Below are 23,110 nucleotides of genomic sequence, written 5' to 3' on the forward strand. Positions count from 1 at the left end.
AATACAAATAATTTACTAACCGCTGAATCTTTCATCAAATGACGTTTAAAGCGGTAATTCCTGGATACTTCTGAAGCCATATGACTGTAAAACAGGCAGCAAACTTTGTGCCTCCTCCGTCATCGCCATGCAATACGCCACACTCTCTATTTCAACTTCTGGTTTTTTTCCCGGAATCGGGACATGGGAGGTCTCAATTAACCAATGTGCGCGGCGTGCAATCGCAGAACCGGAGTCGATCATACGCGTGCCGTCGGGCAAAACCTGTGACAACTCTTGCGAAAGCAGCGGGAAATGTGTGCAGCCTAATACCACAGTGTCCGGCGGTTCGCGCAAACGCAGCCACGGATGCAGGATTTTCTTCAGCGCAGCCAGTGAAACTTCTTCGCCATGCAGCTTCGCTTCCGCCAGTTCGACCAGCTCGGCTGAGCCCAACATCAAAATCTGACAATCCGTTGCAAACCGTTCCACCAGATCATGCGTATAAGGACGCTGAACCGTTGCGCGCGTTGCCAGCAATCCGACGACCCCGTTACGCGTTAATTTCGCCGCAGGTTTGATAGCCGGGACAACGCCGACGACCGGGCAACTGAATTTGGCACGTAATGCAGGAAGAGAAACGGTGCTCGCCGTGTTACAGGCAATGACAATAATAGAGAGGGGATGCCGTTTCGCGACGGCGCTGACAATCTCGACGACGCGCTCAACGATAAATTCTTCGGACTTTTCACCGTAAGGGAAAGCCACATTATCGAAGGCATAGATGTAATGCAGATCCGGCAACATCTGCCGGACCTCATGATAAACCGACAACCCGCCGACGCCGGAATCGAAAACCAGCACCGTCGGGCGGTCAGGGACTCGTGTTGTATCAGAAGGTATAGCTTCCAGAGAGATAGTACTCACGTCCTGGTGTTTCGTAGCCATAAACCGTCTCGTAATCTTTATCTAAGAGGTTGGCAATTCTACCACGAACTGTCAGGTGTGAGGTGACCGGATATGAAGCGGCGAGATCCCACAGGCTGACACCGCCCAGTTTAACCGTCTGATAAGGATACGAACCATAGTCAGTGTCGTAACGTTGTCCCAGATACTGGTAATTGATTGACCAGTCGATGTCAGCAATATTCCAGTCAATCTGGTATTTCGCCTGCTGCTTGGCACGACGGGCCAGAATCTCGTTGGTCTGCGCATCACGCGGATCGAGGTATTCCAGGGTAATCTGGTGCTGCAACGGGCCAGTATCGAATGAACCGGTCCATTCGACCCCTTTAATGGTGGCTTTGCCGACGTTGTAATAACGACTAGTCGAACTGTTGTAATCAATCATCTGGTCGATGTCGTTACGATATGCCGACAAACGCCAGTTCAGCGGCCCCGTCAGACCTTCCAGTCCCCCTTCCCATTGCTTGCTTTCTTCCGGTTTCAGATCAGGATCACCGTAGAAACTGTAAAGCTGGCTCAGGTTCGGCGATTTGTATGCCGTCCCGTAGGAAGCAATCAGACGATAGCCATCAATGAATTCCCACGCTGCACTGCTTTGCCAGGTTGTGTGCTGACCAAACTGCGAGTTGTCATCACTGCGCACCGCACCTTCCAGCGTGAAATCACTGATTTTTTGCTGTGTTGTCAGATAAACACCGGTGTTGTGCTGATCATAGCCATCAGCCAGATAGCTGGTGCCCGGCTCAGTCGTGAGTTTCTGCCAGTCCAGACCTGCGCTGACTTCCCCTTTCCATACCTGAAGGGTATTGCCCCATTGCACGTTGTACTGATCGGAGTCATCGAGTGAAGCAGAGGAGTCGTACGGGCCGTATTTCGGATCGTAGTTATAGTCTTTGACGTGGCTATAGCTGCCGGTTAACTGCGTGGCGTAAATGCCGTTCTGATAACGCAGACCGGTATCGTACGTTCGGCTGTAAAGCTGGCGGGTATCGATAAGCGCACTGCCCGGCGTGTAATACGCATCGTACGCGGTGCGGTTGTCATAACCGTAAGCCCGCGCAAAACCGCTGATATCATCATTAAACTGATGTTGGAGCGCCAGATAGAGCGTTTTACTCATAAAGCCGTCGCGATCAGGCTGTGGCACGCCGCCGTTATTGCCATCGGCTACAACATCAATGCCGCGCGTATAGGTGTAATCGCCGGCCGCCGTCACTGTGGTGTTTTCACCCAGCTTCTGCTGCGTGGAGCCGTTGTAGTTCTGATAACCATTTGAGCCGATACCCGCGCCGAGCGTGGTGCCGTCTTTCTCGCGCGTCGTAATGATGTTAACAACGCCGCCGATTGCATCAGAGCCATACACCGCTGAACGCGGCCCGCGAATAAACTCAATGCGCTGTACCAGTGAAAGCGGGATCTGGCTGATATCCACAGAACCGGAAATACCGGCCTGATTCAGACGAACGCCATCGATTAATACTAAAGTGTGGCTGGAATTGGTACCGCGAACAAATAAAGACGTCTGCTGCCCCATTCCACCGTTCTGAGCAATATCCACGCCCGGTAAACGGCGAAGAACATCTGCAACAGATTTTGACTGCCAGCGGTCAATATCTTCACGCGTCACGACATCTGTCGGGGCTAATACAGAAGAAACTGGCTGTGGAAAACGGTTAGCCGTGACGACAAGGTTATCACTGCTGTTTGTGGAAGTGCTGTCTTGCGCCCACCCTGAAAAAGCCGTGACGGATAATGCCGTCAGCAGCACATGCTTTTTAATTGTCATGAATCGAGCATCCAAACTTAATTGGCGGATGCCGCAGAAAGACGCTGTCGTTTTCGCGACGACAGTGAACAATGCGACGTAATATCGGCAGGTTTTCGGACTTAGGATTTGCAGGCTGATTCACTACACGTCTTATTCATGACAAGAGGCGTAATTGAAATACCTGCACCGGGCGATGACTTCCCATTCCTTCTTTCTTATCTATATAAAGAAGAAGAAAACAGTGTCTGCATAATAAAGAATGCTATCGCCGTGATTTCCCCATACCGCTGCGCGCCAGTTCCGGATTCACACCGGATTCCCTTTTAACTCAGTCAATGAGGCCGATGGGCAATCCTACGATCAACCCATTTGGAAATCCAGACATCCATCGTTGGGAAACGGCGTTGCCCTTAAAAAGACGACAGGACTGGACATAATGAGGACATTCCCTACAATCCCCCGCAAAGTTCGCCCATTTATTCCTTGTTAGACGAGATAACCGATGACGCCTGAAAATCTGCCCATTGAACAATATGACGACCAGCTGGCGGAAAAGACCGCACGTCTCACGGCGATGATGTTGCCTTTTAATGCGCCGCAGCCTGACGTTTTTCGTTCTCCTGTCAGCCATTACCGCATGCGTGCCGAATTCCGCGTCTGGCATGATGAAGGCGACTTGTACCACATAATGTTTGATCAGCAGACCAAAGCCCGTGTGCGCGTGGACCGGTTCCCGGCGGCCAGCGAGCTGATTAACCGTCTGATGCCGGTGCTGATCAGCGCCGTGAAACAAGATCCGGCGCTCCGCCGTAAGATCTTCCAGATCGACTATCTTTCGACCCGCAGCGGCAAAATCATCGCATCGCTGCTCTACCACCGTAAACTTGATGAAGAATGGCAGAAGTCCGCGACAATCCTGCGTGACCAGCTTCGCGCCGACGGTTTTGACATTCAACTGATTGGCCGTGCCGCTAAAACTAAAATCATGCTGGATCAGGATTATGTTGATGAAGTTCTGCCGGTTAGCGGGCGCGATATGATTTATCGTCAGGTGGAAAATAGCTTCACCCAGCCAAACGCTGAGATGAACATTCAGATGCTGGAATGGGCACTGAAGGCCACGGAAAATTCTACCGGCGATTTGCTCGAACTGTATTGCGGCAATGGCAATTTCTCACTGGCTCTGGCGCGCAATTTCCGCCGCGTGCTGGCAACCGAAATCGCCAAACCATCTGTCGCAGCAGCACAGTTCAACATTGCGGCAAACCATATCGATAACGTGCAGATTATCCGCATGGCGGCAGAAGATTTTACTCAGGCGCTTAAAGGCGTGCGTGAATTCCGTCGTTTGCAGGATGTGGATTTAAGCGGATATGAATGCAACACGATTTTCGTCGATCCACCACGCAGCGGCCTGGATGATGAAACCGTGAAAATGGTGCAGGGCTACGAACGTATCCTTTATATCTCCTGCAACCCGGAAACGCTGTGTGCAAATCTGGAAATCCTGAGCCAGACACATCGCGTGACACGTCTGGCGTTGTTCGATCAGTTCCCGTATACGCACCATATGGAATCCGGCGTTCTGCTGGAAAAAATCTGATTCAGCTACGTTAGATATGAAAACGGGCACCTCCGCGTGCCCGTTTCTCTTTCTGTTCCGTCAGTCTCAGAGGTAAACCCGCAAGTATTCTGACAGACACAGGATCGCCATCGCCTGCCCGTATGGCATGGACGTCAGCGCGATTTCACGATAGAAATCCAGATCAGAACCCATCGCCGTGCCAAAGGACGTTTGCGTCAGCTCTCCTGCCGGATTGATGTGTTTGATCACGCCCTGAATCGCTTTCTCCGCCACCGTCGCATAAGACGCATCGATATAACGCTTACGCACCGCTTTCAAGATTCCGTAGGCAAAACCGGCGGTGGCCGAGCTTTCGAGATAAGAGTGCGGATCGTCGAGCAGCGTATGCCACAAACCGCTGTCATCCTGACATTTCGCCAGCGCGCTGACCTGGCTTTCCAGCACCTGTATTAAATAGCGGCGGGTCGCGTTATTTTCCGGTAAATCCACCAGTTCAAGGAATTCAGGAATGGCAATCGTCAGCCAGCTGTTTCCGCGAGCCCAGCGCGCCTGCGCAAAATTATGATGCCCGTCGAACGTCCAGCCGTGGAACCACAGGCCCGTTTCACGATCCATCAGATACTGAACATGAACCAGAAACTGATACGTCGCTTCTTCCACAAACTCAGGCCGATCCAGCAGTTTCCCGATTTTTGCCAGCGGCAACACGCTCATCATCAATGTGTCATCCCACATTTGCTGATGGTTTTCGTTGTTATAAACGATGTGCTGCATCGCGCCTTTATCAGTGCGCGGCATTTCATACATTACCCATTCCGCCCAACGTTCCAGATACGGCCGCCATGCCGCATTAGCGGTTTCTTCATAACGGTATGCCAGCGTCAGGAACGGGCTCATGGTATTCACGTTTTTCGTCGGCGTACCTTCCGCCAGACGCGCGGTAAACCAGTCGTCAATCACCGCCCGCATTTTCTCATCGCCGGTCTGCTGATAATACTGATAAATACCGTAAAGCCCGATGCCGTGCGTCCATTCCCAGCCCGCCCAGCCTTTGGTGTCAATGACGCGACCATCGTCGAGTCGCAACAGGAACTCACCGGTTTTATCTTCGATATTCACCAGATTGTCCGTCACGTTGTGGATCAGCGCTTTCAGTTCATTGCGCGAAATGAAATGTTCCGGCTGGCGTAAAAGCGCACTGTGTTTCACTTCAAAAACTTTCATGATGTTCTCCTGATAAATGTTCACCAAAATTACAAACGTCCCTGTGCCGGAATTTCGGCGACATTTTCACGGGTCAGCTTTTCAGGTGGCGGATTATGACGATGCAGATAACCAATATTGTTGTTGCCCCACAGCGATTCGTATTTCATCCCTGTCAGCATTTCGACGGTCGCCCGGTCTTCCGGCGTAATTTGCTCAGGCACGATGCGGTTCGCGTCACGCATTTTCTGCGTTTCGCGGGTCAGCACGCCGTGCGTTTTCTGATTGAGGCGGAAGAAAAGTGAAATGATGAAGCCCATGCTGAGCATCAGCAGTGAACCGATCACCAGAACGCCGAGAATGGTGTGGCCGACAGACGGAACCTGCTGGCTCTGCCCGGAAACAAATCCGGCGAGTTGCAGGATAATTCCCACCAGCATCACAGCACCGGCCTGCGAAGCTTTACGTGTCAGCGTCATCACACCGGCGAAAATCCCCTCGCGGCGTTGACCGGTAATGGTTTCATCGACATCGGCAATATAGGTGTAGATATTCCACGGCACGTAGTTGATCCCGCCGCGCCCGAGCCCGGCCAGCGCGGAAATCAGCAGCAGTAAGGACATCGAATCGTTCATTCCGGTGTAATACAGCACGCCGTAAGAAATCGCCGCCAGCCCGAATAACGTGACGGCCAGACGATAAGACGGTGCTGGTCCGAAGCGGATACACAGTGGGATCATGCCGATAACCGCCACGAATTGCAGAATCGCCATCATGCCCATGAGATTGGACGCAATCGCAGCGCTTTGCATCAGCACAAACACCACGTAATACGTGAAGACGGCGTTAAACACGTCCTGCGCAATATACCCGCCGAGATATAAACCCAGATGCTGACGGAAAATTTTGATACGCAGCGTCGAGGAGAGTTCTACTTTCAGGCGTTTCAGACTTTGCACCAGCGTCAGTTGCTGGCGTTCGCGCTCAATTTTCTTCGTGGCTTCAGATTTAAGTTCTTCCGGCCGTTCCCAGGTGAAGAAATACACCAGTGTCAGCACGAAGGCGCAGATCACCGCAAAAACCAGGCTCGAATAGAAGAAGGAAATGGCGTTATCTTTGCCGAAATGCTGCAACAGAATGCCGGGCAGGAAAGCGGCGAGAATGGCAGAAAGCTGGGCCAGCGCGATACGGGCCCCGGAGAATTTAGTTTTCTGTTTGAAATCGTCGGTCATTTCCGGCACCAGCGTTTCATACGGCACCAGAATCATGGTGTAAACGATATCGAACAGCAGATAGGTCAGCAGATAATACGCGTATCCCATGTCGCCCACCCACATAAAGCTGTAGCTGAACACGCAAGGAATACCGAGCAGAATAAAGAACTTACGGCGACCAAACCGCTTGCCGAGCCAGGTATTACCAAAGTTATCCGTGAGATAACCCATTAACGGGCTGAGCACGGCGTCGAGTACACGCGCCGTGGCGAAGATAAAGGTCGCTTCGATGGGCGAAAGTCCGCAAAACGTGGTGTAGAAATAGAGCAGCCACGCCGCAGTCAGGGCCGTCGTGCCCGCCCCCAGAAAATCGCCAGACCCGTAGGCGATGTAATTAAAGAATCCGATCTTACGTGTTTTCATTGCCGTCTTGCCTCTGTTAAATCACCTATAGGCGTAGGCTGAATGCGAACGAAAATGTTTCGTTTGCCCATGATTCAAATTAGCGAGGAGCCCGAATGAAAACCTTTTGATTTTTGCCACTCAGACAGACTTTATGGCAAAGAAATAAAGAAGTGGACGATCAATATCTAAATATTGAACATAGGTTTGATATTTATGAAATGACAGTTCATAAAATGATGAACGAAGAAGAGAACAGAAAGATTACCGTCTGGTGCAGGGCATAAAAAAGGCAACCGAAGGCTGCCTGATTTTGCATAGGAATGAGTCGGTTACTGCGCCGCTGATTTTCGTTTTTTCAGTTTCAGACCGATCCAGAAGACCAGCGCCACACAAATCAGCGATGGCAGAAAATTCGACCCTAACTCAGGGTATTCCGCGCGGACGAACGTGCTGTAGAGCAGTAATCCAAGCAGAAAACAGGCCGCGGCCAGCACCGGCAAACCTTTGGGCATTTCGCCTTTATGATAGCGAACATGCAGGCAATACACCGATAAAACCAGCGCGATTATCGGGAATATCGAAAACGCGACGACTGAGCTGAATAACGCATCGAAAGTACCATTAATCGTCAGTCCGGCAATCAAAGCCAAAACCAGAGTGCCATTATCCTGGTTCGCTTGTTCGGTCATCTTCTTTACCTCTGGTCTTATTGTTAATAGGAGTCACCGCCGTTCTTTCCTGCTGCCGGCGATACCAGTAATACGCACCTTTAGAGATCATGCGCAGCTGCAACACCAGACGCTCTTCCAGCTGGCGACGCTGTGCGAGATCCACGTCCAGCGCTTCCGCACCGGCGTTGAAAACAATGATCACCATCGCTTCGGCCTGTGCTTCGGTAAAACTGCGCGGCATATGGTTTTCGAGTTGCAGATAGTCGGCAAGTTCCGCAATAAAATGCTGAATTTCACGGGCGACGGCCGCACGAAACGCCGATGACGTACCGGAACGTTCGCGCAACAGCAGGCGAAAGGCGTTGGGGTTGTTTCCGATGAACTCCATGAAAGTCGAAACCGACGTGCGGATCACGCTGCCGCCTTTGGCAATACGCTGGCGCGCCTGACGCATCAGCTGACGCAGCATCAAACCGCTTTCATCAACCATCGTCAGACCCAGTTCATCCACGTCACGGAAATGCCGGTAAAAGGACGTCGGCGCAATGCCCGCTTCACGGGACACTTCACGCAAACTCAGACTGGCAAAGCTGCGCTCGGCACTGAGCTGGCTGAAAGCCGCTTCAATCAGTGAGCGACGCGTACGCTCTTTTTGTTGTGCTCTAACGCCCATAACACTCATCCGGATAATTTTCTTCTTTTTGATTATTCGCCCGTTATCGCTTCACTATACCAAAATTTTTACCGGGCGGAGCCATAGATACCGCAGCATAATGTGGGTCAGAATGTTGCTGCATTACCATTAAATGACAACTGCATGTGGGGTAATTAGGTGTAATATGTTACTTTCTCGTTGTGATTTTGTATAAAAATAGGTTTCGAACTATGCCACAGCACTCACATTTTGATGCCATCATCATCGGCTCAGGCCCTGGCGGAGAAGGCGCCGCGATGGGACTGGTTAAACAAGGCGCCCGGGTTGCTGTCATCGAACGCTATAACAACGTCGGTGGCGGATGTACTCACTGGGGAACCATCCCTTCCAAAGCACTGCGTCACGCCGTCAGCAGAATCATCGAATTTAATCAAAACCCGCTCTACAGTGATAACTCCCGCACCCTGAGCTCCAGTTTCCCGGATATTTTGCGTCACGCAGATTCCGTCATTAATCAGCAAACCCGAATGCGCCAGGGTTTCTACGAAAGAAACCAGTGCCAGCTGTTCTCCGGCGACGCCAGTTTTGTCGATGCCAATACCATCAACATCCGCTACGCCGATAACACACACGAACAAATCACTGGCGACAACATCGTGATTGCCTGCGGTTCACGTCCTTACCGTCCGGCCAACGTCGATTTTGGCCATCCGCGCATTTATGACAGCGACCTGATCCTCGAACTGAGCCACGAACCCCGCCACGTCATTATTTATGGCGCGGGCGTGATCGGCTGCGAATATGCGTCTATCTTCCGCGGTCTTAACGTAAAAGTGGACTTAATTAACACCCGTGACCGGTTGCTGTCTTTCCTCGATCAGGAAATGTCAGACGCGCTGTCTTATCACTTCTGGAATAACGGTGTGGTCATCCGCCACAACGAAGAATTCGAGATGATTGAAGGCGTGGAAGACGGCGTGATCATGCACCTGAAATCCGGTAAGAAAGTGAAAGCTGACGCGCTGTTGTACGCTAACGGACGCACCGGTAACACCGACAAACTGGGTCTGGAAAATATTGGTCTGGAAGCCGACAGCCGCGGTTTGCTCAAAGTAAACAGCATGTACCAGACGGCGCTGTCGCATATCTATGCCGTTGGCGACGTCATCGGCTATCCGAGTCTGGCTTCAGCGGCTTACGATCAGGGTCGCATTGCCGCACAGGCGATGATTCAGGGCGAAGCGAAGGTGCATCTGATCGAAAACATTCCGACCGGCATTTACACCATTCCTGAAATCAGCTCCGTCGGTAAAACCGAGCAGGAACTGACGTCCATGAAGGTGCCTTACGAAGTGGGCCGCGCGCAGTTTAAACATCTGGCACGCGCGCAAATCGCCGGAATGAATGTGGGGAGCCTCAAACTGCTGTTCCATCGTGATACCAAAGAAATTCTGGGTATTCACTGCTTTGGAGAGCGTGCGGCGGAAATTATCCATATCGGTCAGGCCATCATGGAACAGAAAGGCGAAGGCAATACTATCGAGTATTTCGTTAATACGACCTTCAACTATCCGACCATGGCAGAAGCTTATCGCGTGGCGGCACTGAACGGATTAAACCGCCTTTTTTAATCCCGCGGCTTTATCCATATAAGGTTGCATGTGCTCTTTGATGGCTTCGGCCAGTTGTTCATAACGCCCACGCAGTGGCGAACCGGGACGATATACCAGCGCGATTGTGCGGCGGGGTTCCGGTTTGTCACACGTCAGATAGGTGACGCCATCGCGGCTGCGTTCATTCGGCACGGCCAGCGAAGGCAGTAACGTAATGCCACTTCCCGCCGCCACCATATTACGCAGCGTTTCCAGACTGGTTGCGCGGAAATGCGTATCTTCATCCGCCCCCGCCTGGAAGCAAAAACCAAGTGCCTGATCTCGCAGGCAATGCCCGTCTTCCAGCATCAGCAATTTTTCACCGGCCAGATCCGCCATCGCCACGCGATCGCGTGATGCCCACGGATGATCGTCGTAGATCGCCAGTTTCATCTGCTCATCAAACAGCGGCACTTCAATAAAGGCTTCGCTTTCTTTGACCAGCGCCAGAATTGCGCAATCGAGTTTTCCACTGTCGAGCTGCGCCAGTAACTGATGGGTTTGCGCTTCGTGCAGATACATTTCGAGTTTAGGGAATGTTTTATGCAGTGAAGGAATGATTTGCGGCAACAGATAAGGCCCGACAGTAGGAATTAGCCCAATATGCATCGGCCCGGACATCGCTTCGCCCTGCTGGCTGGCCATCTCTTTGAGGACTTTCACTTCACGGAGCACAGTGCGCGCCTGATCCACCAGCAGTAAACCGGCTTGTGTAAAAAGCACCTTACGACTGGTTCTTTCAAGCAGCATCACGCCCAGTTCATCTTCCAGCTTGCGGATTTGCCCGCTTAACGTCGGCTGGCTGACATGGCAGGAATCTGCTGCACGACGGAAATGACGAAACTCTGCCAGTGCCACCAGATACTCTAAATCACGAATGTTCATTTTTCCTCCAGTCCCTATAAGGCAATGCGATAGCCGATAACGATAGATAAGATAGCAATCAACGATTATATCTATCAACCATTATCGTGAATAATGCCTTCCAACGAAACGGCACAGCCGTAAATAATTCATATTATATCGATTAATTAAGAGGTTATTCATGTTTGCAAACCAGGAAGGGAAACACGTACCGCACGTTACTTTTCACACCCGTCAGGGCGATCAGTGGGTAGATCTCAGCACCGATGAATTGTTCAAAAACAAAACAGTGATTGTGTTTTCACTGCCGGGCGCATTTACCCCGACCTGTTCTTCAAGCCATCTGCCGCGTTACAACGAACTGGCACCCGTGTTCAGACAACACGGCGTCGACAGCATTCTGTGCGTCTCTGTTAACGACACGTTCGTGATGAATGCCTGGAAATCAGAGCAGAAGGCATCGAACATTACCTTTATTCCGGACGGCAACGGTGAATTCACCAAAGGCATGGACATGCTGGTCGAGAAAGCGGATTTAGGTTTCGGTCCGCGTTCATGGCGTTATTCCATGCTGATACGTAACGGCGTGGTCGAGAAAATGTTCGTTGAGCCAAACAAGCCGGGCGACCCGTTTGAAGTATCAGATGCAGACACAATGCTGAAATACCTGGCACCAGAATACAAAGTGCAGGAATCGGTCTCCGTATTCACCAAACCGGGCTGTCCGTTCTGTGCCAAAGCCAAACAGATGTTGCAGGAACGCGGTATTCAGTATGAGGAAATCGTACTGGGCAAAGACGCCACCACTGTCAGCCTGCGTGCTGTTACCGGCCGCGCCACCGTGCCGCAAGTCTTTATCGGTGGACGCCACATCGGCGGAAGCGACGATCTGGACGTTTACCTGCATTCAGAAACACAAGAAGTGTGCGAAGTTGCACAATAAGTTTCACCGCAAACAGCGGTAAGAAGTCAGACGATAATCCCTGCATTACCAACAAAAAAAGCAGTACGAGGCCCTAAATAATTCGCGTTGCAGTAAGGCAGCAACCGAAAGCCTCCGATGAGCTTACTCAGGTAAGTGATTCGGGGGATTGAGAGCAGCCAACGCATCTGCGACTCGAAGTATGACGGGCAAGACTACGTGAACTTTCGGCGGGCTTAGTGCCCGCCATTTTTTTGTTTCAGCGATCTCAGTTCGCAAAACTTACAGCCACTGGAAGCTGGAATTTATGTTCCGGGTTTGAGCGATGTTAGAATTGAGGGTGGACGTGCCGTTGACAAAAAAGATTGTGAGGTTCTGACGCAAAGCCCCAGAACGTGCGAAATGGCGAGCTTGTAAACCGCCTCACAACGCACATCCCTTTTAAAGTTTATCTCCTTTTATCTTATTGATTTTGTTGTATTTATATCGTGAATATAACGATAAGTACGCCATTTTAAAATCAATCATTCTACGGACGCTTTACCCAAAAGGACTTACCGATGAACGGATTTCCCGCCGCCCGCCAGGGCGATATGGCCGCCATCGGTGGCCCGATTGTTCAGGGCTCGCTGGGCGTGATGATTGGTGCACCGACTGACGCGTCTGAAAATGGAAGAGGACGGTCAGATTCAGACGCAGGCGCGTTATATCTATGACCCGCTCGGGCGGCGCATCGGCAAGCACGTCACACAAATCAATCCGCAGTCGGGCGAAGCAGAAACCCAAAACATCTGGTTCGGCTGGGACGGTGACCGGCTGGTGCTGACCGAAAATCGCGACACGCAGCTGCACACGATTTATCACCCGAACAGCTTCGTCCCGCTGCTGCGCGCCGAGCACGCGCGGATGGAAGACAGCCACCACTCGCTGGCGGAAAAGCTCGAAGAGGAAAACGGCAGCGCGTTGCCGACCGAGCTGCATCTGCGCCTGAATGAAATCGAAAAGGACATCCGCAAAAATCACCTTTATCACTGCGACCACCTCGGCACACCGCTTGCGCTGATAAACCACAAAACCAGCAAAGTGGAATGGAGTGCGGTGATGGATGTTTGGGGCAACGCGGTCGATATTTTTAACCCGTACAAACTGCGCCAGCCGGTAAGAATGCAGGGGCAACATTACGACGACGAATCGGCGCTGCATTACAACCGTCACCGTTATTATGACCCGATGCAGGGACGGTATATTACGCAGGATCCGATTGGGTTGAGAGGGGGATGAAACAGGTACATATACATTAACAACCCTGTTCAATAAATTGATGCCTTGGGACTAAAAGGCTTTGGAATTGGCATATCACAAGCTGGTCAGGCGGCAGAATCAGCTGGTCGTTATTTGTCAGAAAGTGATCGTCAAGCTGCGCTATCAGCAATATCCGGACCTTACTATGCACCAATGTCTGGTTCTATCTCTGTAGATTTATCATACGCACTTGATTTCTTTATGGGTGGGAATGATTCATATGGCCTCGCTGCTGGAACAAATATAGGTTCTCAAGTCGGCGTAGATCTATGTGTCTATCGTTCAATTTGCGAACATGAAGGGATTGGAATTGCGGTCGGAGGCGCATTTACAGGAACCATATCAGGAGGAAGCGTATCTTCCGGAGAAAGCGATCTCGAGGGTTGGGGAGGTGCCGGGGGCTGGCTGGGTAAATTTGGTTTAACAGCAATGAAAGATAGTGCAGGCAACAAATCTGGCTCGTTTGGAGCAGGACTAGGTGCCGGTGGATTTGTAGGGAAAATCACCTGCAGCCAATCAACTAAATGTGCTTTCGACTAGGATAGTCATGAGAATTTATAACAGCTGTATCAAACTATTTATATTGATCATCATGATTTTTACAATCGCAGCCTGTGATAGTAAAAATATGCAAGAAGTACAACCTAAAATAAAAACGTTTCAAGCAGAGTACAATGATAATAGCCTAAAGGAAATGTATGCAGAGACGTCAAATGATTTCAAAAATGCAATGCCGGAAGGAAGTTTCATCATTCTCATGATGGAAAAGAAGAAAATGTTAGGAACCTATGAAAAATCAAGAGTCCTATATAGTTTAGAAAAGGACAATTCCCTGATTAAAATAACTTATGTATCCGATTACGAAAAATATATTTTAGCCGAGGAGTTTGTTTATAAAAAAAACAAAATAAACAACAAATTTGAGTTATTCAGCTTCTTGGTTGATTCAGGAGGATTTATACAGCCTGTCATGAAAAAATAGCACGCTTATAAAAAATGGCACCATTATTAATTCTTATAAAAAAGTCCTTTTAGATTTAATAAACCAGCACAGGTGCTGGTTTATTAATATAGCAATCAAACTAAAAATGACGAAAACCTACAGTCCTAAACGCGCTTTCGCATCGGCAATGGCTTGTGCGACTTGTTGCGGAGAAACACCACCTTTGGCTGCACGTTTATCGAGGCAGGATTGCAGTTCAAGGATCGGATAAACGTCGTCGCCGATTACGTTGCTAAATTTCTGCAAATCGGCCAGCGTTAAGGCTTCCAGCGCTTTACCTTGTTTGATGGCTTCAACCACGGCTTCACCGACAATGTGGTGCGCTTCGCGGAACGGCACACCTTTTGCGACCAGATAATCCGCCAGCTCGGTGGAGTTCGCGTAACCTTGCTGCGCGGCCTCTTTCGCACGCGGACGTTTTACCTGAATGCCATCCAGCACCAGCGACGCCATGTTCAGGCAATCCATCCAGGTGTCTAGCGCGTCGAACAGCCCTTCTTTGTCTTCCTGCATGTCTTTGTTGTACGCCAGCGGCAGGCCTTTCATGGTCATCATCATGCCGGTCAGCGCACCCTGAACACGGCCACATTTGCCGCGGATCAGTTCCAGTGCATCTGGATTTTTCTTTTGTGGCATCAGGGAAGAACCGGACGTCACGCGGTCGGATAAATCAATAAACGCCGCTTCGCCGGTGTTGAAGAAAATCAGGTCTTCGGCGAAACGGGAAAGGTGAACCATGCTGATCGCGGCATTGGACAGCAACTCCAGCACGTGGTCGCGGTCGGAAACGCTGTCGAGGCTGTTACGGGTGGCAGAAGCAAAACCTAACCAGCCTGCCAGTTGCTCGCGATCCATCGGATAGGCGGTACCGGCCAGTGCGCCACAACCCAGCGGGCTGACGTCCAGGCGGGTCAGGGTATCTTTCAGGCGGCTTTCATCACGCGCCAGCATTTCCACATACGCCATACACCAGTGCGCAAAAGTCACCGGCTGTGCGCGTTGCAGGTGCGTGTAGCCCGGCATCACAGCGTCCTGATTGGCTTCGGCAGTGGCGACCAGCGCCTGTTGCAGATGATGCAGCGCGTCCCTCAGTTCAACCACCTGCGCTTTACACCACAGTTTGATGTCGGTTGCGACCTGATCGTTACGGCTGCGGCCGGTGTGGAGTTTCTTGCCCAGATTGCCGACTTTGTCGATCAGCTTGCCTTCGACCCAGCTGTGAATATCTTCTGCATCGCTGGCTAAAATAGCGCGCGGGTTAGCACGGACTTCTTCCAGCAGAATGTTCAGCGCTTCTTCCAGCTGAACTTGCTCATCAGCAGTTAACACATTCACGGTCACCAGCGCTTTGGACCAGGCGACGGAGCCCACAATATCCTGCTCTGCCAGCCGGTAGTCGAAACGCAGTGAGTCATTGAGTTCTTTAAACCGCTGATCTGCTGCCTGAGTAAAACGTCCGCCCCAAAGTGCCATTTTTCTGCTCCTGAATTTTTTTATGCAAAAGGGCGCAAACCGCTGCGCCCTGACAAAAGTGTGTACCAAATGCGCCAGATCTTAAATCTGCCAAAAGGCAAACTACGCCAGAATACGTGTGCCGATCGCGACGCCGTTAAAAAGTGCCGGTAACTGCTCGGCGTGACGCCAGCTGGCGATATCCACCGGGCGTCCGAGAGAACGTGCGGCGTCCAGCGCAGCATGAACCTTGACGATCATACCGTCAGTAATAATGCCCTGTTCAATCAGGTGTTCAGCTTTCTCCGCACTCATTTCCGGAATGCGCTGGCCTTTGCCATCGAGAATGCCGCTGACGTCAGAGAGCAGAATCAAATCCGCGCCCAGCGTCGCCGCCAGAGCCGTCGCGGCCTGATCGGCGTTGACGTTCATCAGCTCGCCGGTTTCGGTGATCCCGATAGAGCTGACGATGGGCAGATAACCCGCACCAGTCAAAGTATTGATCAGCGCCGGATTGCCCGCTTCGGCTTTACCGACGAAGCCCAGAGATTCATCCAGCTGGCTCACGCTGACCGTACCGCCGTCTGCCAGAGACAGGCCAACGGCATTAATGTGGTGTTTCACCGCCCACGCCAGCAGGGTTTTGTTCGCGCTGCCCGCCAGTGCGCCGGTAATAATGTCAATCTGATCGGCCGGCGTTACACGCAGACCGGCTTTCTTCACGACAGGAAGATTCAGCTTTTTCATCAGCTCATCAACCAGGCAGCCGCCACCGTGGACGATCACCAGCGGGCGATGATATTCCTGACGATAAGCTACGATCGCCATGAACAGGCGTTCAAGTGCTTCTTCATTATCCAGCAACACACCACCTAACTTGATGACTAACGGATTCATAGCTGTTTGCGCCCCGACCGGTTGATTATGTTAATTAATAACAATGGATTTAATTTAATCTACCATCCCCGAACGTTTGAATAAACGCTCAGGGATGCGTGTTTTCTGTTTGCTGACAATCTGCGGGTTTTTAAAGCAGGGATTGTGTTTCCGGGAAGCCAAAGCGGATATTCATACACTGCACAGCCTGCGCGGACGCTCCTTTCAGAACGTTATCTTCCGTCGCTACCACAATCAGATGTTCGCCTTTCACCGCGAAGCCGATATCACAGAACGGCAGGCCGACCACGTCTTTCAGCGCCGGAACGCCCTTGGTGTAAAGACGCACCAGCGGTTTGTCGTGATACGCATTGTGGAAAGCTTCCGCCACATCCTCCTCCGTCACACCCGCGTTAAGACGGCAGGTAATGGTCGCGAGTATACCGCGCGGGAAGTTACCCAGATGTGGCGTGAAAATCACCGGCACGCCAAGATGCTCGGCGATTTCTGGCTGATGGCGATGGCTGAAGAGTTTGTAAGGCTGGAGGCTGACTTCACAGAAGCTGTTGCCCAGTGTGGCTTTGCGGCCTGCACCACTGACGCCGCTGGTGGCGTTGATCACCGGCCACTGGCTGTCATTGAGCAAACCGTTTTCGATAAGCGGTTTCAGCGCCAACTGGGAAGCGGTCGGGTAACAACCCGGCACGGCAATCAGCTGCGCGTCTTTTAATTTGTCAGCCTGCCATTCGGCCAGGCCGTACACGGCTTTGTCGAGCAAATCGAGATGCTGATGCTCAAAGCCGTAGAATTCGGTATAGAACTCCGGTTTGCTTACGCGGAAAGCACCGGACAGATCGAACACCACACAACCGGCCGCCAGAAACTGCGGGGCTAAATCGTGGCTGACTTCATGCGCGGTCGCCAGAAACACCACATCGACGCCTTTCGCTGCTTCCGCCACGTCTTTGAGCGGCAAAACAGGCAGATCGACGATGCCTTTCAATTGAGGGTGCAAATCGGAAAGCAATTTTCCTGCATCTGCACTTTGCGCTGAAACCGTTAAACCGGTTATGTTCATATGTGGGTGGCGGTTCAGATAGGCCGCGAGTTCAGCTCCGGCATAACCTGTGGCACCAACAATCAGCGTATTCAACATAGGGTCTGTTCACCTTCTCAATTTTGGGTAAGGAGCCGGATAATTATTCTGGTTTCCTTACGCACTGGCTTATTGTATTTTTATTCACAATTATTGCATGAATATGAATACTACCCTAACTAAAGGCTGTCAACAGTGAAGATGAAATTACCTCCTTTTATTGAGCTCTATCGGGCGTTAATCGCAACCCCTTCCATCAGCGCAACGGACGCTGCTTTGGACCAGAGCAATGAGACGCTAATCCATTTACTGGCAGGCTGGTTCGGTGATTTAGGCTTCAAAGTTGAAGTGCAACCCGTTCCAGGTACGCGCAATAAATTCAATATGTTAGCCAGTACCGGTCGCGGCGCAGGCGGCTTACTGCTGGCCGGTCATACCGATACCGTTCCGTTCGATGACGGACGCTGGACGCGTGATCCTTTCACCCTCACGGAGCATGAAAATAAGCTCTATGGTTTGGGTACTGCCGACATGAAAGGTTTCTTCGCGTTTATCCTCGATTCACTGCGCGATGTCGATCTGACCAAACTGACTAAACCGCTGTATATTTTAGCGACGGCGGATGAAGAAACGACGATGGCCGGTGCCAGCTACTTCTCCAAAAACGCGAAAATTCGTCCGGACTGCGCAATCATCGGTGAACCGACTTCACTGAAACCGGTGCGTGCGCACAAAGGCCATTTGTCGAATGCCATCCGCATCACCGGTCAGTCCGGACATTCCAGCGATCCGTCGCGCGGCGTGAACGCCATCGAACTGATGCACGAGTCGATTACCCATCTGATGACGCTGCGCAATACGCTGAAAACCCGTTACAACCACAGTGGTTTTGTAATCCCGTATCCGACCATGAACTTCGGTTATATCAACGGCGGCGACGCGCCAAACCGTATTTGCGCCTGCTGCGAAATGCACATGGATATTCGTCCGCTGCCGGGTCTGACGCTGGCCGATATCAACGGGTTGCTCAACGAAGCGCTGGAGCCTGTCAGCCAGCGCTGGCCGGGCCGTCTTGCTGTCGAGGAACTGCATCCGCCGATCCCCGGTTATGAATGCCCGCCGGATCACCCGCTGGTTCAGGTGGTGGAAAAACTGCTGGGCGTTGAAACCGAAATCGTGAACTACTGCACCGAAGCGCCGTTCATTCAGGAACTGTGCCCGACGCTGGTTTTGGGGCCGGGTTCTATCGATCAGGCGCACCAGCCAGATGAATATATTGATACTGCGTTCATAAAACCGACACGCGAGCTGATTTCTCAGGTCGTTCATCACTTCTGTTATCACTGATCCTGAATCAGGGTTGATGAAGAAACAATCAGGGCGCTTCCGGGCACCCTTTGATACTGTACAAATGATGGATTAGCCAAACTGATATCGTCGCGGTTGTAATTAAATTTCAGCGACATCGCCTAAAAGACCATTTTTAACGTGAGTGATCGGGTGTTTTTGGGTTAAAACAGGTGCGGTATTTAAAAAGTATGGCCAGGTTGGCGGGTGAACGGGGCATGAATGCCTGACGGGTGAAAGTTATTTACAGAATATAAAAATCAAACGAGAGAACGGGTCAGAGGTGATATGAACGAACAATATTCCGCAATGCGAAGTAATGTCAGTATGTTAGGTAAATTGCTGGGCGACACGATCAAAGATACGTTGGGAGAACATATCCTGGATCGTGTTGAGAAAATCCGTAAGTTGTCCAAATCCTCACGTGCAGGAAATGATGCTGATCGTCAGGAATTGCTGTCAACGCTGCAAAATCTCTCGAATGATGAGTTGTTGCCTGTTGCCCGTGCTTTCAGTCAGTTCCTGAATTTAGCCAACGTGGCCGAGCAATATCACAGTATTTCGCCACACGGCGAAGCGGCCAGCAATCCTGAAGCTCTGGCACAATTGTTCGATCGTCTGAAATCCAAAAACCTCTCTGAACAACAATTACGTGACGCCGTAGACCAGCTTTCTATCGAGCTAGTTCTGACCGCGCATCCGACGGAAATTGCCCGTCGCACGCTTATCCACAAACTGGTGGAAGTGAATAACTGCCTCAAACAACTCGACCATAACGATCTGGCCGATTACGAGCGCAAACAAATTATGCGCCGCCTGCGTCAGTTAATTGCGCAGTCATGGCACACCGACGAAATCCGTAAAAACCGCCCTTCTCCGGTTGATGAAGCCAAATGGGGTTTTGCGGTGGTCGAAAACAGCCTGTGGGAAGGCGTTCCTGCTTTCCTGCGTGAACTGAACGAGCAGCTTGAGACGTCACTGAATTACAAAATGCCGGTGGAAGCCGTGCCGGTGCGTTTCACTTCCTGGATGGGTGGCGACCGCGACGGTAACCCGAACGTGACCGCCGATATTACCCGCCACGTTCTGTTGCTGAGCCGCTGGAAAGCCACCGATCTGTTCCTGCGCGATATCGCCGTGCTGGTCTCAGAACTCTCGATGACCGAATGTACCCCGGAACTGCGCGAGCGGGCCGGTGGTGCGGATATCCTCGAGCCGTACCGCGAAATCATGAAACAGCTGCGTACCCAGCTGACGACTTCTCAGGTTTATCTCGAAGCCCGTCTGAAAGGCGAACGCGTTGCGCGTCCCCATGATTTGCTGGTGAAAAACGAACAACTCTGGGCACCGCTTTACGCCTGTTACCAGTCGCTGATGGCCTGCAATATGGGCATCATCGCGAACGGCCAGTTGCTCGATACCCTGCGTCGCGTACGCTGTTTCGGCGTGCCGCTGGTGCGTATCGACGTGCGTCAGGAAAGTACCCGTCATACCGACGCGATCGCTGAAATCACCCGTTATCTGGGACTGGGTGATTATGAAAGCTGGTCAGAATCCGACAAACAAGCGTTCCTGATCCGCGAACTGAACTCACAACGTCCGCTGGTGCCACGTCACTGGGAACCGAGCGCCGATACCAAAGAAGTGCTCGATACCTGCCAGGTGATTGCGGAAGCGCCGGAAGGCTCCATCGCCGCTTACGTCATTTCCATGGCGCGTACACCGTCTGACGTGCTGGCCGTGCATCTGCTGCTCAAAGAAGCCGGTTGCCCGTTCCCGATGCCGGTTGCGCCGCTGTTCGAAACGCTGGATGACCTTAATAATGCCGACGACGTGATGAAACAGTTGCTGAGTATCGACTGGTATCGCGGCTTCATACAGGGCAAACAAATGGTGATGATTGGCTATTCCGACTCCGCGAAAGACGCGGGCGTGATGGCTGCTTCCTGGGCGCAGTACCGCGCACAAGACGCATTGATCAAAACCTGTGAGAAAGCCGGTGTGGCGCTGACGCTCTTCCACGGACGCGGCGGTTCTATCGGCCGTGGCGGTGCGCCTGCGCAAGCGGCTCTGCTCTCTCAGCCACCGGGCAGCCTGAAAGGTGGCCTGCGCGTGACCGAACAGGGCGAAATGATCCGCTTTAAATTTGGTCTGCCGGAAGTCACTATTAGCAGTCTGGCGCTGTATACCTCCGCCATTCTGGAAGCCAACCTGCTGCCACCGCCAGAGCCGAAAAAAGCCTGGGTGGACATCATGGAACAGCTGTCTGACGTTTCCTGCAAAATGTACCGTGGCTATATTCGCGAGAACAAAGACTTCGTGCCTTACTTCCGCGCAGCGACGCCGGAGCAGGAACTGGCGAAACTGCCGCTGGGTTCACGCCCGGCGAAACGTAAAGCCAACGGCGGCGTGGAAAGTCTGCGTGCGATTCCGTGGATCTTCGCCTGGACGCAAAACCGTCTTATGCTGCCGGCCTGGCTGGGCGCTGGTGCCGGTTTGCAGGCCGTCGTCGATGACGGGAAACGTGATGAGCTGGAAGCGATGTGCCACGACTGGCCATTCTTCTCCACGCGTATCGGTATGCTGGAAATGGTGTTCGCCAAAGCCGACCTGTGGCTGGCGGAATACTACGATCAGCGTCTGGTCGAAAAAGAATTGTGGCCGCTGGGCGCGAAACTGCGTGAGCAGCTGGCAGGCGATATCAAAGTCGTGCTGGCGATTTCCAACGACGATCATCTGATGGAAGATTTGCCGTGGATTGCTGAATCTATCGCGCTGCGTAACGTCTATACCGATCCGCTGAACGTGCTTCAGGCTGAGTTGTTGCATCGTTCACGCGAGCTGGAAAAAGATGGCAAGCAGGATGCGAATGTCGAACAGGCCCTGATGGTTACCATCGCAGGCGTTGCGGCCGGTATGCGCAACACCGGTTAGTTCAGCCGTAAAGCCCAAAGAAAAACCCGCGAATTCGCGGGTTTTTTGCTTTCTGCATTCTGGAGATTATTTACTTACGCACGAACCGGAACAGCGATGTCAGGGCGAACACCTAGTGTATGGCAAATCGCGTAGCTCATTTCGGCACGGTTCAGGGTGTAGAAATGGAAGTCCTTCACGCCTTCGCGGCTGAGGATTTTCACCATGTCCATCGCGATATTTGCGCCGACCATTTTGCGGGTTTCCGCATCATCGTCCAGCCCTTCAAACTGACTGTTCATCCAGTTCGGGACTCGCACGTTAGTCATGGTGGCAAAACGCGTCAGCTGTTTGAAGTTGGAAACCGGCAGAATGCCCGGCACGATTTCAACATCAATGCCCTGACCCGCACAGCGGTCACGGAAACGCAGATAACTTTCTACGTCGAAGAAAAATTGTGTTATGGCGCGGCTGGCACCCGCGTCGATTTTACGCTTCAGGTTGATCAAATCTGCCTGTGCGCTTTTGGCTTCCGGGTGAACTTCCGGGTAAGCCGCCACGGAAATATCGAAATCACCCACTTCTTTCAGCAGATGCACCAGATCGGTTGCATACATATCCGGTTTGCCGCCTCCCGCCGGTAAATCCCCGCGCAGCGCCACGATATGACGGATGCCGCTTTCCCAGTAATCCTGCGCAATCTGGCGCAGTTCGTCACGGCTGGCATCGATACAGGTCAGGTGCGGAGCCGCTTCCAGACCGGTACGCTCTTTAATGCCTTTGATAATGCTGTGCGTGCGGTCACGCTCGCCGGAGTTAGCACCGTAGGTTACGGACAAAAACTTAGGCTTGAGGCTGCTGAGGCGGTCGATGGAGCTCCACAACGTATCTTCCATCTCGCTGGTGCGCGGCGGGAAAAACTCGAAAGAAACGTTAATCTGACCCTGCAACTCTGCCAGATTCTGATTCAGCGCCTCGCGCTGGTTAGCGTGGAAAAAGCTCATAAACACTACCTCATGCATCACTGCGTTTTAATTATCGGCTCATCTGGTAAGCGTCTAGACGTCTAAACGTATGGATAGACAATGGAGGAAGTGAGCAAAACTGTCAACTGCAAAAATGCATCTGAGTGTGATTAATCTTCACTCAAATTGAAGGAATTTCATGTTGGGGAAAAGTGCAGAGAAGAAGATGAGTGTTTTAGCTCCTCCCCCAGCGAAGGGGGAAGTCGGGAGGG

The 23,110-nt window shown here is 51.8% G+C and carries 19 protein-coding genes, 1 pseudogene and 1 riboswitch; of the genes and pseudogenes, 9 read left to right on the forward strand and 11 right to left on the reverse strand.

Going from position 1 to position 23,110, the window contains the following annotated elements; translation table 11 throughout:
* Window positions 1-45 precede the first annotated feature (45 nt).
* Entirely contained in the window at window positions 46-927 is an 882-nt protein-coding gene (gene murI / locus ACLBVC_RS23080; protein ID WP_410151574.1) for a glutamate racemase, read from the reverse strand.
* Complete coding sequence (gene btuB / locus ACLBVC_RS23085) at window positions 872-2,731, reverse strand: TonB-dependent vitamin B12 receptor BtuB (protein WP_410151575.1); 1,860 nt, start codon at window positions 2,729-2,731, stop codon at window positions 872-874. The genes murI and btuB overlap by 56 nt, the downstream gene beginning before the upstream one ends.
* A gap of 69 nt (window positions 2,732-2,800) precedes the next feature.
* A riboswitch (cobalamin riboswitch) is annotated at window positions 2,801-3,074 on the reverse strand.
* A 141-nt stretch (window positions 3,075-3,215) separates the two neighbouring features.
* Here btuB and trmA point away from each other — a divergent pair.
* The gene (gene trmA, locus ACLBVC_RS23090) at window positions 3,216-4,316 is read left to right on the forward strand and encodes a tRNA (uridine(54)-C5)-methyltransferase TrmA (protein ID WP_410151576.1); all 1,101 of its coding nucleotides are present in this window, start codon (window positions 3,216-3,218) and stop codon (window positions 4,314-4,316) included.
* Window positions 4,317-4,382: 66 nt separating this feature from the next.
* Here the strand turns inward: trmA and bglB are convergent, their stop codons facing one another.
* The 4 genes from bglB to fabR form a co-directional block, all read right to left on the reverse strand.
* Window positions 4,383-5,522 carry a beta-galactosidase BglB gene (gene bglB, locus ACLBVC_RS23095; RefSeq protein WP_410151577.1) on the reverse strand — a complete coding sequence of 380 codons (1,140 nt, stop codon included), beginning with the start codon at window positions 5,520-5,522 and terminating at the stop codon, window positions 4,383-4,385.
* A gap of 29 nt (window positions 5,523-5,551) precedes the next feature.
* Window positions 5,552-7,138, reverse strand: coding sequence for an MFS transporter (locus ACLBVC_RS23100; RefSeq protein ID WP_410151578.1), 1,587 nt, complete (start codon window positions 7,136-7,138; stop codon window positions 5,552-5,554).
* Between the two features lie 311 nt (window positions 7,139-7,449).
* The gene (locus ACLBVC_RS23105) at window positions 7,450-7,809 is read right to left on the reverse strand and encodes a YijD family membrane protein (protein ID WP_410151579.1); all 360 of its coding nucleotides are present in this window, start codon (window positions 7,807-7,809) and stop codon (window positions 7,450-7,452) included.
* Window positions 7,784-8,464: an HTH-type transcriptional repressor FabR gene (gene fabR, locus ACLBVC_RS23110; protein WP_410151580.1), complete on the reverse strand. Its 681-nt coding sequence runs from the start codon at window positions 8,462-8,464 to the stop codon at window positions 7,784-7,786. The genes ACLBVC_RS23105 and fabR overlap by 26 nt, the downstream gene beginning before the upstream one ends.
* Before the next feature lie 212 nt (window positions 8,465-8,676).
* Between fabR and sthA the strand changes: the two genes are divergently transcribed.
* The gene (gene sthA, locus ACLBVC_RS23115) at window positions 8,677-10,077 is read left to right on the forward strand and encodes a Si-specific NAD(P)(+) transhydrogenase (RefSeq protein ID WP_410151581.1); all 1,401 of its coding nucleotides are present in this window, start codon (window positions 8,677-8,679) and stop codon (window positions 10,075-10,077) included.
* Here the strand turns inward: sthA and oxyR are convergent.
* On the reverse strand, window positions 10,060-10,983 hold the full coding sequence (gene oxyR / locus ACLBVC_RS23120; protein WP_410151582.1) for a DNA-binding transcriptional regulator OxyR: 924 nt from the start codon (window positions 10,981-10,983) through the stop codon (window positions 10,060-10,062). The genes sthA and oxyR overlap by 18 nt on opposite strands.
* 160 nt (window positions 10,984-11,143) lie before the next feature.
* On the opposite strand from oxyR, the gene ACLBVC_RS23125 reads away from it, so the two are divergent.
* The 5 genes and pseudogenes from ACLBVC_RS23125 (at window position 11,144) to ACLBVC_RS23145 (ending at window position 14,168) form a co-directional block, all read left to right on the forward strand.
* Window positions 11,144-11,905, forward strand: a complete 762-nt coding sequence (locus ACLBVC_RS23125; RefSeq protein ID WP_410151583.1) for a glutathione peroxidase — start codon at window positions 11,144-11,146, stop codon at window positions 11,903-11,905.
* 539 nt (window positions 11,906-12,444) lie between these two features.
* Complete coding sequence (locus ACLBVC_RS23130; protein WP_410151598.1) at window positions 12,445-12,600, forward strand: hypothetical protein; 156 nt, start codon at window positions 12,445-12,447, stop codon at window positions 12,598-12,600.
* 208 nt (window positions 12,601-12,808) lie between these two features.
* Window positions 12,809-13,165: pseudogene (locus tag ACLBVC_RS24860) on the forward strand (RHS repeat-associated core domain-containing protein); the annotation flags it as partial.
* A gap of 45 nt (window positions 13,166-13,210) precedes the next feature.
* A complete protein-coding gene (locus tag ACLBVC_RS23140; RefSeq protein WP_410151585.1) occupies window positions 13,211-13,726 on the forward strand; it encodes a hypothetical protein in 516 nt (171 codons plus the stop codon).
* Window positions 13,727-13,778: 52 nt separating this feature from the next.
* Window positions 13,779-14,168, forward strand: coding sequence for a hypothetical protein (locus tag ACLBVC_RS23145; RefSeq protein ID WP_410151586.1), 390 nt, complete (start codon window positions 13,779-13,781; stop codon window positions 14,166-14,168).
* A gap of 117 nt (window positions 14,169-14,285) precedes the next feature.
* Here the strand turns inward: ACLBVC_RS23145 and argH are convergent, their stop codons facing one another.
* From argH to argC, 3 genes are all read right to left on the reverse strand, one after another.
* Window positions 14,286-15,662 carry an argininosuccinate lyase gene (argH, locus tag ACLBVC_RS23150; protein WP_410151587.1) on the reverse strand — a complete coding sequence of 459 codons (1,377 nt, stop codon included), beginning with the start codon at window positions 15,660-15,662 and terminating at the stop codon, window positions 14,286-14,288.
* Between the two features lie 102 nt (window positions 15,663-15,764).
* Window positions 15,765-16,538, reverse strand: coding sequence for an acetylglutamate kinase (argB, locus tag ACLBVC_RS23155; RefSeq protein ID WP_410151588.1), 774 nt, complete (start codon window positions 16,536-16,538; stop codon window positions 15,765-15,767).
* Window positions 16,539-16,668: 130 nt separating this feature from the next.
* Window positions 16,669-17,673 (reverse strand): N-acetyl-gamma-glutamyl-phosphate reductase, encoded by a 1,005-nt coding sequence (gene argC, locus ACLBVC_RS23160; RefSeq protein ID WP_152325037.1) that lies wholly within the window; start codon window positions 17,671-17,673, stop codon window positions 16,669-16,671.
* A gap of 135 nt (window positions 17,674-17,808) precedes the next feature.
* Between argC and argE the strand changes: the two genes are divergently transcribed.
* Together argE and ppc are read left to right on the forward strand one after the other, a co-directional pair.
* Window positions 17,809-18,960 carry an acetylornithine deacetylase gene (gene argE, locus ACLBVC_RS23165; RefSeq protein ID WP_410151589.1) on the forward strand — a complete coding sequence of 384 codons (1,152 nt, stop codon included), beginning with the start codon at window positions 17,809-17,811 and terminating at the stop codon, window positions 18,958-18,960.
* 288 nt (window positions 18,961-19,248) lie between these two features.
* Window positions 19,249-21,894 (forward strand): phosphoenolpyruvate carboxylase, encoded by a 2,646-nt coding sequence (gene ppc / locus ACLBVC_RS23170; protein ID WP_410151590.1) that lies wholly within the window; start codon window positions 19,249-19,251, stop codon window positions 21,892-21,894.
* A 74-nt stretch (window positions 21,895-21,968) separates the two neighbouring features.
* Here the strand turns inward: ppc and metF are convergent, their stop codons facing one another.
* Complete coding sequence (gene metF / locus ACLBVC_RS23175) at window positions 21,969-22,877, reverse strand: methylenetetrahydrofolate reductase (protein ID WP_195816155.1); 909 nt, start codon at window positions 22,875-22,877, stop codon at window positions 21,969-21,971.
* Window positions 22,878-23,110 lie beyond the last annotated feature (233 nt).

The organism is Rahnella selenatireducens, from assembly GCF_046449555.1.
In the GTDB taxonomy this organism is placed as follows: domain Bacteria; phylum Pseudomonadota; class Gammaproteobacteria; order Enterobacterales; family Enterobacteriaceae; genus Rahnella; species Rahnella selenatireducens.

What these genes read in the sequence shown, in the direction of transcription:
- murI (WP_410151574.1), bottom strand. Translation starts at nt 927, where the DNA reads ATGGCTACGAAACACCAGGACGTGAGTACTATCTCTCTGGAAGCTATA.
- btuB (WP_410151575.1), bottom strand. Translation starts at nt 2,731, where the DNA reads ATGACAATTAAAAAGCATGTGCTGCTGACGGCATTATCCGTCACGGCT.
- trmA (WP_410151576.1), top strand. Translation starts at nt 3,216, where the DNA reads ATGACGCCTGAAAATCTGCCCATTGAACAATATGACGACCAGCTGGCG.
- bglB (WP_410151577.1), bottom strand. Translation starts at nt 5,522, where the DNA reads ATGAAAGTTTTTGAAGTGAAACACAGTGCGCTTTTACGCCAGCCGGAA.
- ACLBVC_RS23100 (WP_410151578.1), bottom strand. Translation starts at nt 7,138, where the DNA reads ATGAAAACACGTAAGATCGGATTCTTTAATTACATCGCCTACGGGTCT.
- ACLBVC_RS23105 (WP_410151579.1), bottom strand. Translation starts at nt 7,809, where the DNA reads ATGACCGAACAAGCGAACCAGGATAATGGCACTCTGGTTTTGGCTTTG.
- fabR (WP_410151580.1), bottom strand. Translation starts at nt 8,464, where the DNA reads ATGGGCGTTAGAGCACAACAAAAAGAGCGTACGCGTCGCTCACTGATT.
- sthA (WP_410151581.1), top strand. Translation starts at nt 8,677, where the DNA reads ATGCCACAGCACTCACATTTTGATGCCATCATCATCGGCTCAGGCCCT.
- oxyR (WP_410151582.1), bottom strand. Translation starts at nt 10,983, where the DNA reads ATGAACATTCGTGATTTAGAGTATCTGGTGGCACTGGCAGAGTTTCGT.
- ACLBVC_RS23125 (WP_410151583.1), top strand. Translation starts at nt 11,144, where the DNA reads ATGTTTGCAAACCAGGAAGGGAAACACGTACCGCACGTTACTTTTCAC.
- ACLBVC_RS23130 (WP_410151598.1), top strand. Translation starts at nt 12,445, where the DNA reads ATGAACGGATTTCCCGCCGCCCGCCAGGGCGATATGGCCGCCATCGGT.
- ACLBVC_RS23145 (WP_410151586.1), top strand. Translation starts at nt 13,779, where the DNA reads ATGATTTTTACAATCGCAGCCTGTGATAGTAAAAATATGCAAGAAGTA.
- argH (WP_410151587.1), bottom strand. Translation starts at nt 15,662, where the DNA reads ATGGCACTTTGGGGCGGACGTTTTACTCAGGCAGCAGATCAGCGGTTT.
- argB (WP_410151588.1), bottom strand. Translation starts at nt 16,538, where the DNA reads ATGAATCCGTTAGTCATCAAGTTAGGTGGTGTGTTGCTGGATAATGAA.
- argC (WP_152325037.1), bottom strand. Translation starts at nt 17,673, where the DNA reads ATGTTGAATACGCTGATTGTTGGTGCCACAGGTTATGCCGGAGCTGAA.
- ppc (WP_410151590.1), top strand. Translation starts at nt 19,249, where the DNA reads ATGAACGAACAATATTCCGCAATGCGAAGTAATGTCAGTATGTTAGGT.
- metF (WP_195816155.1), bottom strand. Translation starts at nt 22,877, where the DNA reads ATGAGCTTTTTCCACGCTAACCAGCGCGAGGCGCTGAATCAGAATCTG.